We start from the raw sequence: 13926 nt of genomic DNA, 5'->3' as shown, positions 1-13926 counted from the left end.
CTGCCCTGGCCCGTTCAGGCCTTATTTGCGCATTCGTAGACCGTCTGTCCGCGCAGACGAAAATCCCGGCTGATATAGGTGAAGTTTTCGGAGTGGCCCGCGAACAGCAGGCCGCCCGGCTTCATCAGCGGCACGAAGCGCTCCAGAATCTTCGCCTGTGTCGGCTTGTCGAAATAGATCATGATGTTGCGGCAGAAGATCACGTCGAACTTTTCGTTGATCCCCCATGAGGGCGACAGAAGGTTCAGCGTTTCGTAGCGCACCATTTCCGCGATCTCGGGACGCACCCTCACCTGCCCCTCGTTCGCGCCGCGGCCCTTGAGGAAGAAGCGCCGCAGGCGCTCGGCTTCCATCTTCGCGACGCGCTCGTTCGGATAGACGGCCGTCCGCGCCCGGTTCAGCACATTGGTGTCGATATCGGTCGCCAGGACGGTGGATCCGCCCGCGCGCGGGCCCAGCGCTTCCACCAGCGTCATGGCGATGGAATACGGTTCTTCACCCGTGGACGCCGCGCAGCACCACACCGATACCGGTCCGCCGCGCTTCTTCGCAAAGTCGGCCAGGATCGGGAAGTGATGCGACTCGCGGAAAAACGCCGTCAAGTTGGTCGTGAGGGCATTGATGAAATCTTCCCACTCCGCCGCATCCGGCTCATCTTCCAGCCGGTCCAGATAGCTGCCGAAGTCCTGCCCGCCCAGCGCGCGCAGACGGCGCGCGAGGCGGCTGTAGACCATCTCGCGCTTATGCGTGCCGAGCGAAATACCCGCGCGCGCGTGGATCATCTTGCGGACGCGGGAAAAGTCCGCGTCACGGAAATCAAACTGGCGGTCCACCGGAATGGACGGGGCCGTATTTGCCGAGGTTGCCACTAGAGTCCTCTAGCGTTCCAGCGCAAGCGCGTCATGCGCATGCAACCGGACATCGTCATCGGACGAATACACCGAAGACAGGCGATGCGCCGGCACTTCGATGACTTCGCCCGCGTTGATCTTGAACACGGCCACTGCTTCGGCCAGGCGCTGCGCCTGTTCCTGCAGCGAACCGGCCGCGGCCGCCGCTTCTTCCACCAACGCAGCGTTCTGCTGCGTCACTTCATCCATTTGCGACACCGCACGATTCACCTGGTCGATACCGCTGGACTGCTCTTCGGACGCCGCCGAGATCTCGCCCATGATGTCCGTCACGCGCTTGACCGACGCCACGATCTCTTGCATCGTCGCGCCCGCGCGTTCCACCTGCTGCGAACCCGCGCCCACCTTCGTCACGGAATCTTCGATCAGGCTCTTGATTTCCTTGGCCGCCNCTGGACTGCTCTTCGGACGCCGCCGAGATCTCGCCCATGATGTCCGTCACGCGCTTGACCGACGCCACGATCTCTTGCATCGTCGCGCCCGCGCGTTCCACCTGCTGCGAACCCGCGCCCACCTTCGTCACGGAATCTTCGATCAGGCTCTTGATTTCCTTGGCCGCCTGCGCGCTGCGCTGCGCCAGCGAACGGACTTCGCCCGCCACCACCGCGAAGCCCTTGCCCTGCTCGCCCGCGCGCGCCGCTTCCACCGCCGCGTTCAGCGCCAGGATGTTCGTCTGGAAGGCAATCCCGTCGATCACCGACACGATTTCGGAGATCTTGCGCGAGCTGGCCGAAATGCCGTGCATGGTGTTGACCACTTCCGACACCGCCGAGCCGCCCCGCTCCGCCACGTCCGACGCGCTGGCCGCCAACTGGTTGGCCTGGCGCGCGTTGTCGGCGTTCTGCTTCACGGTGGAGGCAAGCTGTTCCATCGAGGCCGCGGTTTCCTCGAGCGAGGCCGCCTGCTGTTCCGTGNCCGCCCCGCTCCGCCACGTCCGACGCGCTGGCCGCCAACTGGTTGGCCTGGCGCGCGTTGTCGGCGTTCTGCTTCACGGTGGAGGCAAGCTGTTCCATCGAGGCCGCGGTTTCCTCGAGCGAGGCCGCCTGCTGTTCCGTACGGCTGGACAGGTCCGTGTTGCCGGCCGCGATTTCGTGCGAACCGACATTGATCTCGTCCACGCCGCGGCGCACCGACGCCACCGTGCGGGTCAGGCTTTCCTGCATGCGCTTGAGGGCCGCGAACAACTGGCCGATCTCGTTGGTGTTATTGGCTTCCACGCGGGCGGTGAGATCCCCGCCGGCGATACGGTCGAAGTGGTGGCCAGCATCCTTCAGCGGCTGCAACACGCGGCGGCGCAGGAAGACATAGGTGGCAAAGACCAGCAGCGAAGCGATCACACCGCCGGCGCTGACCGCCATCAATACGAATTGGTAGCGCACCTGCGCGACTTCGTAGGCGTCCAGCATCTTGCTGGCGCGCCAGAAGTCAAAGCCTTCGACGGCGCGCGCGAAGCGGCCTTCCAGCGCATCCTGCACCTTCTGGATATGCGCCTGGTAGCCAGGCATGTCCGCCTTTTCCAGGGACGCCACCAACGGGCCCAGGCCTTGCTGCGAGAGCGCCGAATAGGAGTCTTCGATTTCCTTCAGCGATTCCGCCGCCTCGGCGGGCCGGGGCAAGGACTTGTAGTAGTCGAACTCGGCCTGGCCCTTGTTCATCGAGGCCTTGGCCCGATCCAGCAGGCCGGCGGCCTCGCTGGACAGCCCCTGCGCGAGCAAGGTGGGCTGGCCCACGCTGCGGACGATGTCCGAATAGTTGGCCGACGCCGAGCGGCCCAGGCCGTTCAAGGTGTCCTTGTAGCTCAGGACAATGCGATTGACCGCGTCATTCAGTTCCTGTGATTGCTTTATTTCGGCCAACGTCCCATTGCTGATTCGCAGAGACAGCACGCCAAGCGCCGCTCCGATCACCAACATGAATGAGAAGAACGCCAGCACCCACAAAAGGCTGCTGCGTATCGTCATGTTCGCGAAAAACTTGCGCATCACAAGAACCACCCCTTGACTGCAATCGTTAAAGGAAAGCGCCACATCGGAAACAATATGGCGCCTTTACCCCGCATTCAGGTCAAACTTCGATCAGGAAGCGACCTTCTCCACCAGCGCCATTTCATCGCTGGTCATCATTTTTTCGATGTCCACCAGGATCAGCATCCGTTCGTCCACGGTGCCCAGACCCGTCAGGTACTCGGTGGACAAGGTGGCGCCGAATTCGGGCGCCGGGCGGATCTGGCCGGAGTTCAGCATGAGCACATCCGACACGCCATCGACCACGATGCCCACGACACGGCGGTCGAGGTTCAGGATGATGACGACGGTCTGCTCGTTGTATTCGACGCGGCCCAGGTTGAACTTGATGCGCAGGTCGACGATCGGCACGATGATGCCGCGCAGGTTCGTCACGCCCTTGATGAACGGCGGGACATTTGCGATGCGCGTGACCGTATCGGCGTCGTAGCCGCGGATTTCCTGCACCTTCAGGATGTCGATGCCGTATTCCTCGTCGCCCAGCGTGAAGACCAGGAATTCGCTGCCGACATCTTCATTGCGCGCGGCTTGCGCTTGCGGTTTGGCTGCCATGATTTTTAGTGCTCCATCAATTCAGAATGGCTTCGGGCTGCGACCAACGCTCTCGGTTGGCGCGCGCAAGCGCAAATACGTCGACAATCAGGGCTACGCTGCCATCGCCAAGAATGGTGGCGGCGGAGATGCCCGGGACCTTGCGATAATTCGATTCGAGGTTCTTCACCACGACCTGGTGCTGGCCGATCAGGTGATCGACGAGCAACGCAAACCGGCGGTCTTCAGCCTGCATGATGACCGCGATGGCCTGAGTGGGATCGGTCTGGGCCTGGCCCACCGAGAACACGCGGTGCATCTCGACCAGCGGCAGGTACTCGCCGCGCACATGCATGACGCGCTCGTTGCCGGCCACGGAGTAGATCTGGTCGTTGGTGGGCTGCAGGGATTCCGTGACGTGGTTCAGCGGCAGGATGAAGGTCTCTTCGCCCACGCGCACCGACATACCGTCAAGGATCGCCAGCGTCAGCGGCAGCACGATGCGCGTCGTGGTGCCGTTGCCCGGCTCGCACGACAATTGCACGTGGCCGCCCATGTCCTGGATGTTCCGGCGGACGACGTCCATGCCGACGCCGCGGCCCGAAATGTCGGTGACTTTTTCGGCGGTGGAGAAGCCCGGCGCGAAAATGAGCTGCCAGATTTCGTCGTCGGGCGAATTTTCGTTGACGGCCAAGCCCTGCGCCATCGCCTTCTTCAGGATTTTCTCGCGGCTGAGGCCGCCGCCGTCGTCACTGACCTCGATCACGATGTTGCCGCCGTTATGCTGCGCGGACAGCACCAGCTGGCCAACCGGGTCCTTGCCGGCCGCGACACGCTTTTCGGGCGTCTCGATGCCGTGGTCCAGGCTGTTGCGGACCAGGTGGGTCAGCGGGTCGATGATGCGTTCGATGAGGCTCTTGTCGAGCTCGGTCGCGCGGCCGTAAGTCTGCAGTTCGATCTGCTTGCCCATCTTGCCGGCGATGTCGCGCACCAGGCGGGGAAAGCGGCTGAACACATAGTCCATCGGCATCATGCGGATCGACATGACCGCTTCCTGGAGGTCGCGGGCGTTGCGTTCGAGCTGCTCCATGCCGTTCAGCAGGCGGTCGTGCAGCACCGGGTCCAGCGTGGAAGCCGTCTGGGCCAGCATGGCCTGCGTGATGACCAGTTCGCCCACCAGGTTGATCACCTGGTCGACTTTTTCAACGCCGACGCGGATCGACGTGGATTCCTTGTCGGCATGCGCGGCGGTGGCGGGCCGAGCCGCCGCACGGGCGCCCGTCGTCACCACGTCGGCGGCAGCGGCCGATTCAGCCGCGGGGGCCTCCGGCGCCGCCGGCGCGGGCGCCGCTGCGGCTTCCGCGACCGGTGCGGCCTCGGCTGGCGCGGCGCTGCTCGCGGGTACGGCTTCGCGAGCGATGTTCAGTTGGTCGCCGTCGACGATGAAGCAGCACACGGCCTCGATATCGTCGGGCGTGCAAGTGCTTTCGACCCAGACAGTCAGCACGCCATTGGCGCGTTCGCTGGCCTTGACGGTGCCGAGGTTGCCCATTTCTTCGAGCAGCGATGCGGCGTCCTTGTCCGACACCTTCGTGATCCGGACGCGCAGCGGCAGGCCATCGGCACCGGCGGACGGCTCGGCGGGAGCGGGCTGGGGAGCCTGCTGCACCGGGACGGGGGCCGGGGCCGGGGCCGGGGCCGCAATGGGCGCCGGCGCGGCGGGCGCCGGAGCCGCGGCGGGATCCTTATGCTCCAGCGCAAGCTGCCTCAATACGGCGCAGATACGCTCAAACACGGCATCATCGGGCTCTTCGGAGGCCCGATAGGCATCCAGTTGGCTTTTGAGCACGTCTTTCGTTTCCAAGAAAATATCAATCATGTCCGTGCGCAGCGCCATTTCGCCGCGACGGATTGCGTCCAGAAGGTTTTCAAGCAAGTGGGTGGTGCCCGCCAGCTGCGTGAAACAGCCGAACGTGGCCGCACCGCCCTTGATCGAGTGAGCCGCGCGGAAGATGGCGTTGAGCTGCTCGATGTCGGGCGCGCCCACATCGAGCTCGAGCAAAAGCTGCTCCATTTGCGCAAGCAGCTCGTCCGCCTCGTCGAAAAAGGTCTCGTAAAACTGACTGAGATCCAAACCAGAACTCATGACCCGTACGCCTTCATAAATGAACCTGCTTACGCGCCGGACTGCTCATCGAGCAGTTCGGTCGCCAATTCGACCAGCACATCGGGATCCACCGGCTTGGAAAGCCAGCCGCATACGCCCAGATCCCGAGCCGCCATCTTGCTATCCACGTCGTCCTCGGTGGTCAGCACCAGCACCGGCACGTCCATGTACCTGTCCTCTTCGCGCAGACCCTGAATCAGCTCCAGGCCGCCCTTGACGGGCATGTTCCAGTCGCTGACCACCAGATCCACCGGGTGGACCTTGGCCATTTCCAGCGCTTCCTGGCCATTGCTGGCGGTCAAGACCTTCCAGCCCGCGCCAGTCAGCGTCGCCTGCACGATCATCCGCATCGTTGCAGAGTCGTCCGCCACGAGAATCGTTGCCGCCATTGCTATCGAACCCCTTCAGCAGGCGGGATGCTCTCCGCCTCGCCTTGCTTGGTTGCCGTTACGGCCTGTCCGGCGGCTTGCACCGCCTGCACGGCCGTTCCCACCTCGCGCGCATCCTTGGCGCTAACGTCCGCCGCGGCGGCGTTCTCGTTCTCGATGCGCCGCTGGGTGCTCTGATTGAGCACCACCAGGCTGATGCGTCTATTAACGGCCGCATACGGATCATCTTTAACCAGACTCATGCTGGAAGACAGACCCTGGATACGCATGACCTTGCTTTCGCTCATACCGCCCGCCACCAATTCCTGGCGCGAGGCGTTCGCCCGGTCGGCCGAGAGCTCCCAGTTGCTGTATGCCCGCTCGCCGCGCGCATACTGCGACGCGTCCGTATGGCCCGATATGCTGACCTTGTTGGGCAGTTCGTTGAGCACCGGCCCCAGCTCCCGCAGGATGTCGCGCATGTAGGGCTGCACTTCCGCGCGGCCCGTGGCGAACATCGGACGATTCTGGTTATCGATGATCTGGATGCGCAGGCCTTCCGTGGTCAGGTCGATCAGCAGCTGCGGCCGGAAGCTTTTCAGGACCGGGCTGGACTCGATGACGTTTTCAAGGCGTTTTTTCAGGTTTTCCAGGCGGTGCTGTTCGCGGCGCTCGGCGTCGCCCATGGGCTGGGACTCGACCCGGTTACCCTGGCCGCGGCGCACATCGCCTTCGCTACGCAGCGGGTCGCGCCCGCCGCCGGGCACCGCGCTGGTTTCCGCCGAACTGCTGGGGCCGCCCGTGATGGCCACGCGCAAAGGCATGCGGAAGTATTCCGCGATGCCCTTGAGTTCCTCGCGCGGCACGACACTGATCAGCCACATCACAAGGAAGAAGGCCATCATGGCCGTGATGAAGTCGGCGTATGCGATCTTCCAACTGCCCCCGTGGTGCCCGCCGCCCTTGACCTTCTTGCGGCGGACCACCACACGGTGATTGTTTACCGTGCTCATTGCCCGCTCCGTCAGGCCTTGCCGGTCGACTTGGTCTGCCGGACATGCTCTTCCAGCTCACCGAAGGTCGGACGCACGGACGAGAACAGCACCTTGCGGCCGAATTCCACCGCCAACTGGGGCGGGTAGCCGTTCATGCTGGCCAGCAGCGTCGTCTTGATGCACTCAAGCACTTTCACGGCTTCGTCGGTACGGCGCTCGATACGCGAGGCCAGCGGACCCACGAAGCCGTAGGCCAGCAGAATGCCCAGGAACGTGCCCACCATGGCCTTGGAGATCAGGTCGCCCAGGATGGCCGGAGGCTGGTCCACGGCGGCCAGCGCCTTGATCACGCCCAGCACCGCGGCGACGATACCGAAGGCCGGCAGGCCATCGGCCATCTGCTGCAGGGCGTGGGCCGGAACGTGCCGTTCATGGCGGTAGGTTTCGATTTCCTCGTCCATGAGGGTTTCGATTTCGAACGAGCTCATGTTGCCGCTGATCATGATGCGCAGGTAGTCCGTGATGAACTCCATGAGCTTCGCGTCTTTGGCGATGCGAGGGTATTCGCTGAAGATCGGGCTGGAGCCCGGGTCCTCGATATGCGATTCGATGGCCATCAGGCCTTCGCGGCGCGCCTTGTTCAGCAGGACGTACAGAAGCGCCATGAGCTCCATGTAGACGTCCTTGCCGTAGCGCGAGCTTTTCAGCGAATCGGGCAGCGCCTTCTTCACCAGCATCAGCGACTTCTTGCTGTTGCCTGCCAGGAAAGCCCCAAAAGCCGCGCCAAAGATCAGCGTCAGCTCAAAAGGCTGATAAAGCGCGCCCAAATGGCCGCCCAGCCCTATGAAACTGCCGACGACCGACACGATCACCACGAGAAAACCGATAACAATCAACACATCCGGCCCCTGCCAACGAAGTCTGAAAAACTGGCGTCAATGATCCCCTGTCCCCCCCGACCCAAAAAGGCGGGTTAGGGGGAGTTTTCCAGGGCTGTTGATGTATTTGGATACCGCCGGTCAGGACCGGACGGCTTCCGCGACGGGAGCGGACCGGCTGCCGGCGCGCGCCTTGGCCGCCGCGCGCGTCTTTCCGGCGCGAGGAGGCGGACGGCAGATCGCGCACACGAAATCCGATTGGGGATCATGGGCATGAGCGATGAAGTGGCCGCCGCACTGGCGGCAGGCGGAAAGCTGCAGCATGCCGCTGTCGAAGAAGCGAACCAGCATCCAGGCCCGGGTGAAGCTCAGGACGGGTTCGGCGGATTCCGAGGAATCCAGGCCGGCGTTTTCGAGATACAGGCGATAGGCGTCGATCGTGGCCCGGATGCCCTTGCTGCTGGTGCGTGCATTCAAAAATGAATACACGTTATAGAAGAGCGAGGAATGGATGTTCGGCAACCAGGTCATGAACCAGTCAACCGAGAATGGCAGCATGCCCTTGGGTGGCGAGCAACCGCGTATTTCTCTATACAGGCGGGCCAGGCGGTCGTGGCTAAGGCTGGTTTCAGCCTCAAGCACCTGCAGCCGGGCGCCCAAGGTGATCATGGAGCTGGCAAGCAGGATGTCGTCCGCTTCCTGGGAAACGCTCTTGGAGGCCATTACGTGTTTTTCCGGGAGGAATGCATCAGGCCGTCAGGCCAGTTCTTCAACAGGTTGCTTGGCCAGCAGGATGGTCGCGTGCGCTTGCTGCAGCGCCCCGCCGAGTACATCGTGAGTCAGCGCCGACAGCAGGCTGTAATCGTCGAAGCGGAACCGGCACAGCAACGAGCTGGAGCTTGCCAGCTTTACCAGTTGGGCCGGCGAGAGGCGCATGAGGATGTCAGCGACTTCATTGCTGAACCCCAGGCGGAACATCGATGCGGCATAGTCATCGCGCAACATCCGCTGCGCAAGTAACAGATATGACAGATTCACTTCGCGAATGTCTGCCAGCAATGAATTTTCGACTTGTTGCACGCCGTACTCCCTATCCCTATCCCACCCAAGGGGCTCGATAAACAAGAGCGCAAACAACGTTTTGTTGCCTGCTGCCCAATCCATCCTGTTTTAATGCGAAATGTATCATTTGTTCGCAAATTAAGTAAAATTTACCACAGGTCATGTCATTTTCTATGACTTATATGACAAATCTTTGTTGATGTTGCGCAACGTGCTGTTTTCGATACACCTTGACATATAACTTAGTGACAAATTTGCGCCAATTTGCCAAACAAGCATTCAAAACGTTGCGTACTTCTTGGAATGAAAGGCCTCCCATTGCCGACAATGGCAACTTCCCGTACTAAGAATCGCCAGCTTCACCGCAGCCGCGCGTTTGTCGACAATGTCGTAAATTGACAACATTCGACAACGCCCCACGATGGACACCGCCCGACATTCCCGCAATGCCCCACGCAGATGACAGCTTGGTCGAATATGCGCCGCTAGTGCGGAAGCTGGCCCTGCAATTGCTCGCCCGGCTTCCCGCAAGCGTCGAACTCGACGACCTGATACAGGCCGGCATGATTGGCCTGCTCGACGCCGTACGCCGCTATCAGGAAACCGCCGACGCCCAATTCGAGACCTACGCCACGACCCGGATCCGCGGTGCGATGCTGGACGAACTGCGTGGCCAGGACTGGCTGCCGCGCAGCGTGCGCACCAAGGCGCGCAAGATCGACCAGGCCATACAGCAGCTCGAACAGCGTTTGATGCGCGCGCCCACCGAGGCAGAGATCGCGGCACAGCTCGACGTCCCGCTAAATGAATATCAAGCGCTCCTGCATGACGCCCAGGGCGTGCAGATCGTTCATTACGAAGATTTCACGACCGAGCCCGATTCGACCTCCAGCCAGGCCGATTGGTCGGCCACCCTGAACCACGGATCGGCCGGCGGCAATCCGCTGGACTCGCTGTTGGCAGGCGACTTCCGCCAGGCACTGATCCACGCCATCGACGCCCTGCCCGACCGCGAAAAGCTGCTGCTGTCGCTGTGCTACGAGCAAGGTCTGAATCTGAAGGAAATCGGCGCGATCATGAACGTGACCGAAGCGCGCGTGTGCCAACTGCGATCGCAGGCGACGGCCCGCATCCGGGCAAAGCTGAAAGACCAGGCGTGGCATGCGCTGCCCCAGGAGGGGCAGATCGCGCAGATCATCTGATTCCCGGAACCCGTCTCCGGGCGCCTCGGCGCTGTCGCGGAATCGGGGGGAATTCAGACCTTGTTCAAGCCTTCCGGCGCCCGAGCGGCCTGCTAGCCTTTCGAACCAGCCCACTAACTTGTGCGCGGCAATCCGCCCGAAGGCGGCGCGGCGCACCACGACCTTCCCGGAATTTCGCCATGAGCGCACCCGACCGCTTGACGCAGGCCATCTCTGACGCCTACGACGAAACCCCCTACATCTCCCTGCCCTTTTCCTATACGGCACCCGGCAGCCTGCGCGCGGTCGCCAGCCTGTATGGCCTGACAGCCCCCGCGCTTGATCGCGCCCGGGTATTGGAACTGGGTTGCGCCGCGGGCGGCAATCTGCTGCCGTTCGCGCTGGCCCATCCAGAGGCCCAGGCCGTCGGCATCGACCTGTCGCCCCAGCAAATCGAGGCCGGCCAACGCGTGGCTGAAGCCGCGGGCGTGCGCAATCTCGATCTGCGCGCAATGAGCCTGACCGATATCACCCCCGATTTCGGCACCTTCGACTACATCATTTGCCACGGCGTGTTCAGTTGGGTGCCGCCCGAGGTGCGCCACGCCATCTTCCGCATCTGCCGGACGAACCTTGCGCCCGAGGGCATTGCCTATATCAGTTACAACATCTACCCGGGCTGGAAGGCGTCGGACGTCATACGCGACGCCATGATGCTCAACAGTTTCGGCGCCGAGACCCCGCAGGAAAAACTGGCTCGCGCCAAGGACATGCTGGAACTGATCGAAGACGGCCTGTGGGACGAAAACCCATTGCAATCGGCGCTACGGCACACGGCGCACAAGCTGCGCAGCCAAACCGATCACTATCTGGTCCACGAGTACCTGGAAGCCATCAACACCCCCTGCTACTTTCTGGAATTCGCCGCCGCCGCGCAGCAGGCCGGCCTAGCCTACGTGACGGACGCCGAGCCCCAACTGACCTTCCCATCCACGTACGGCACGAAAGTGGCGCTGGGTTTGAACAAGCTGTCGGTGAACGCCGGGCGTGAAATGCGGGAACAGTATCTGGATTTCGCGGTGGGCCGTTCCTTCCGCAAAAGCCTGCTCGTGCATTCGGAGCGGGCCGCGTCCATACTGGACCAGCCTGAAGGCAGCGCCTTCACCGGCATGGTGCTTGCCGCCGATCTGCAAGCCCTGCCCGCCGCGACGGGCGCTCCGGCTCTGCAGCGCCAATATCGCAGCCCTCGCGGCGCCACCCTGACCTCACACGACCCGATCGCACACACCATCATGGACATGCTGGCCGAGGCATGGCCGAGGACAGTGCCTTTCCAGGCAATTCTGGAGGCTGCCCGTGTGCACGCTCCCGGCATGCAGGACGAAGACCTCACCAGCGCCATTCTGAGCCACATCATCGCCCTGGTGCAGTCCAACGCTCTGCAATACCGCCTGGAACCCGCCGCGTATCAGGCGCCGCAGTCCAAGCCGGCCCTGATCGCGGGTGCCCAGGAACTGCTGCGCGAAGTCAGCAAGGCCGGCTGCCAGGTCAGCATGCACAATCTCTGGAACCAGGGCGTGACCCCGCCTGCCGACGCCTTGAGTCGGCATATCCTGAGCCAGATCGACGGCGCCCGCAGCCTCACCGAGTTACGCAGCGCGGTCCGCGATGCGTTGACCTCCGGACGCCACCCCCACCCGAACGGTCAATCCTATAAGGGCGCCCGCAATCTGGAGCCCGTGGCACAGGAATTCCTGAACTCCCTGCTGACCGAACTGCGCCGTTCCGGCCTCTTGCTGAACTGACCTGCCCAGCTCCCGGCTGCCTCGCCGCCCAGGCGCCGCAGCCGGACATCAACTTTCGGCACCATATTTACGTCTACAGAAAAAAAAAGCCTAAAGATTGATTTACGACTGCCGTAATCCTGGCAACGGAGAAATTCGAAGACGCAAGAAAGCGAATTCTCCCGTTAACACGATGGGCGGCCCCGCTGCCCGGTTTGAAGAAGCCTTTCTCTCTTGGGAGCCTACACATGGCTGCAGTCATTAATACCAACTACTTGTCGCTCGTTGCTCAGAACAACCTGAACAAGTCGCAATCTTCCCTGGGCACCGCCATCGAGCGCCTGTCGTCGGGCCTGCGCATCAACAGCGCCAAGGACGACGCTGCCGGTATGGCCATTGCCAACCGCTTCACCGCGAACGTCAAGGGTCTGACCCAAGCCGCTCGTAACGCCAACGACGGTATCTCGCTGGCCCAGACGACGGAAGGCGCCGCCTCCGAAATCAACACCCACCTGCAACGCGTTCGCGAACTGTCGGTGCAAGCTTCGAACGGCAGCTACTCGCAAGAACAGCTTAACTCGATGCAAGACGAAATCAACCAGCGTCTGTCGGACATCGACCGTATCTCGGAACAAACCGATTTCAACGGCGTGAAGGTTCTGTCGAATTCGGCCAAGCCCCTGACGCTGCAAGTCGGCGCCAACGACGGCGAAACCATCACCCTGAACCTGTCGGAAATCAGCGTCAAGACGCTGGGTCTGGACGGCTTCAACGTCAACGGCTCGGGCGTGACCCAAAACCGTTCGGCCACCGTGTCCGATCTGCAAGCTGCTGGCGGCGCGGCCACCGGTAACGACTGGAAGGTTACGACGACGCACGCCGAAGCTACCGCTGACCAAACGTTCGCCAAGCTGGAAAACGGCAACACCGTGACCGTTGGCGGCTCCGCCGGCACCACCTACACGTACGACGCCACGAACAAGAACTTCACGTTCACCGACAAGTCGGCTTCGGACGCTGGCGCCATCACGGCGCTCGCCACCTCGCTGCGTCCGGCCACCGGCACGACCACCGCTACCTTCACGCACAACAGCGGCGGCTCCACCGAGTTCGAAGTTGACGCTACGGGCAAGGTCACCATCGGCGGCCAAGCCGCCTTCCTGGATGCCGCTGGCAACCTGACCACCAACAACGCCTCCGCAACGGCCGCCACGCTGAACACCGTGCTGACCGCCGCTGCCACCTCCGGCGCAGCTGGTTCGTCGTCGGTCGCCATCGGCGGCAAGACGTACTCCAGCACCGGCACCGCCAACGCTCTGTCGTTCACCAACACCATCGCTAGCGATGCTCTGCTGGCCAACGTCAAGGCCAACGCCACCGCCGGCGCCGTGGTTGTGAAGCTGGGTCAAGGCATCACCAGCGCCAACGTCACGTTCACCAGCGGCAAGTCGACCGACACCTGGGTTGACGACAAGGGCACGTTCACCACGACCAAGACGTACGACACGACCTACACCGTCGACCCCAACACGGGCAAGGCTACGGTCAAGAGCGGCACGGGCACGGGCGACTACGCCGCCAAGGTCGGCGCTGAAGCCAAGGTCAACAGCTCGGGCAAGCTGACCACGGAAGACACCAGCAAGGGCACCAAGACCACGGACCCGATGAAGACGCTGGACGCCGCCTTCACCAAGCTGGACAAGCTGACCGGCGAACTGGGCGCTGTGCAAAACCGCCTGGAATCGACGATCTCCAACCTGAACAACGTGGTCAACAACCTCTCCAACGCTCGTTCGCGCATTCAAGACGCCGACTACGCCACGGAAGTGTCGAACATGTCCAAGGCTCAGATCCTGCAACAAGCTGGTACCTCGGTTCTGGCTCAAGCCAACCAAGTGCCGCAAACCGTTCTGTCGCTGCTGCGTTAATTCTCAGCAACGGCTACGGTCGGCAGGGGAAACTCCGGTTTCCCCTGGCTGGCAGCCAGGTCCAAGCCTTCGCCCCGGACCTGGCCACCACGAAAAC

General features: G+C 62.6%; 12 protein-coding genes and 2 pseudogenes. 3 read left to right on the top strand and 11 right to left on the bottom strand.

Annotation, left to right across the window (positions count from 1 at the left end; genetic code table 11):
* Window positions 1–14: 14 nt before the first annotated feature.
* The 11 genes and pseudogenes from ASE30_RS11245 to flhD all read right to left on the bottom strand — a co-directional run bounded on the left by ASE30_RS11245 (window position 15) and on the right by flhD (window position 8954).
* Window positions 15–869, bottom strand: coding sequence for a CheR family methyltransferase (locus ASE30_RS11245; RefSeq protein WP_057284396.1), 855 nt, complete (start codon window positions 867–869; stop codon window positions 15–17).
* Between the two features lie 9 nt (window positions 870–878).
* Window positions 879–1302, bottom strand: a pseudogene (locus ASE30_RS28485) (methyl-accepting chemotaxis protein); the annotation flags it as partial.
* Between the two features lies 1 nt (window position 1303).
* Window positions 1304–1825 (bottom strand): annotated as a pseudogene (locus ASE30_RS29515) (methyl-accepting chemotaxis protein); the annotation flags it as partial.
* A gap of 1 nt (window position 1826) precedes the next feature.
* Window positions 1827–2893: Tar ligand binding domain-containing protein (locus tag ASE30_RS11235; protein WP_156407619.1), on the bottom strand; the 1067-nt coding region annotated here is incomplete at its 3' end.
* Between the two features lie 93 nt (window positions 2894–2986).
* Complete coding sequence (gene cheW, locus ASE30_RS11230; protein ID WP_008159692.1) at window positions 2987–3487, bottom strand: chemotaxis protein CheW; 501 nt, start codon at window positions 3485–3487, stop codon at window positions 2987–2989.
* Between the two features lie 16 nt (window positions 3488–3503).
* On the bottom strand, window positions 3504–5612 hold the full coding sequence (gene cheA, locus ASE30_RS11225) for a chemotaxis protein CheA (RefSeq protein ID WP_057284394.1): 2109 nt from the start codon (window positions 5610–5612) through the stop codon (window positions 3504–3506).
* A 29-nt stretch (window positions 5613–5641) separates the two neighbouring features.
* Window positions 5642–6022: a response regulator gene (locus ASE30_RS11220; protein ID WP_057284393.1), complete on the bottom strand. Its 381-nt coding sequence runs from the start codon at window positions 6020–6022 to the stop codon at window positions 5642–5644.
* 2 nt (window positions 6023–6024) lie between these two features.
* Complete coding sequence (gene motB, locus ASE30_RS11215) at window positions 6025–7014, bottom strand: flagellar motor protein MotB (protein ID WP_057284392.1); 990 nt, start codon at window positions 7012–7014, stop codon at window positions 6025–6027.
* An 11-nt stretch (window positions 7015–7025) separates the two neighbouring features.
* Window positions 7026–7895: a flagellar motor stator protein MotA gene (gene motA, locus ASE30_RS11210; RefSeq protein ID WP_057284391.1), complete on the bottom strand. Its 870-nt coding sequence runs from the start codon at window positions 7893–7895 to the stop codon at window positions 7026–7028.
* A gap of 120 nt (window positions 7896–8015) precedes the next feature.
* Entirely contained in the window at window positions 8016–8597 is a 582-nt protein-coding gene (gene flhC, locus ASE30_RS11205) for a flagellar transcriptional regulator FlhC (protein ID WP_057284390.1), read from the bottom strand.
* A gap of 33 nt (window positions 8598–8630) precedes the next feature.
* Window positions 8631–8954, bottom strand: coding sequence for a flagellar transcriptional regulator FlhD (gene flhD, locus ASE30_RS11200; protein WP_006219025.1), 324 nt, complete (start codon window positions 8952–8954; stop codon window positions 8631–8633).
* 428 nt (window positions 8955–9382) lie between these two features.
* Here flhD and ASE30_RS11195 point away from each other — a divergent pair, with 428 nt between their 5' ends.
* The 3 genes from ASE30_RS11195 to ASE30_RS11185 all read left to right on the top strand — a co-directional run bounded on the left by ASE30_RS11195 (window position 9383) and on the right by ASE30_RS11185 (window position 13829).
* On the top strand, window positions 9383–10138 hold the full coding sequence (locus ASE30_RS11195; protein WP_057284389.1) for an RNA polymerase sigma factor FliA: 756 nt from the start codon (window positions 9383–9385) through the stop codon (window positions 10136–10138).
* A gap of 179 nt (window positions 10139–10317) precedes the next feature.
* Window positions 10318–11922, top strand: coding sequence for a methyltransferase regulatory domain-containing protein (locus ASE30_RS11190; RefSeq protein ID WP_057284388.1), 1605 nt, complete (start codon window positions 10318–10320; stop codon window positions 11920–11922).
* 227 nt (window positions 11923–12149) lie between these two features.
* A complete protein-coding gene (locus ASE30_RS11185; RefSeq protein WP_057284387.1) occupies window positions 12150–13829 on the top strand; it encodes a flagellin in 1680 nt (559 codons plus the stop codon).
* The last annotated feature ends 97 nt before the right edge of the window (window positions 13830–13926 follow it).

Origin of the sequence: Achromobacter sp. Root83, assembly GCF_001428845.1 — a bacterium.
GTDB lineage: Bacteria > Pseudomonadota > Gammaproteobacteria > Burkholderiales > Burkholderiaceae_B > Achromobacter.
The sequence above is the reverse complement of the archived record's forward strand: the minus strand, read 5'-3'. Positions and strand labels throughout refer to the sequence as shown.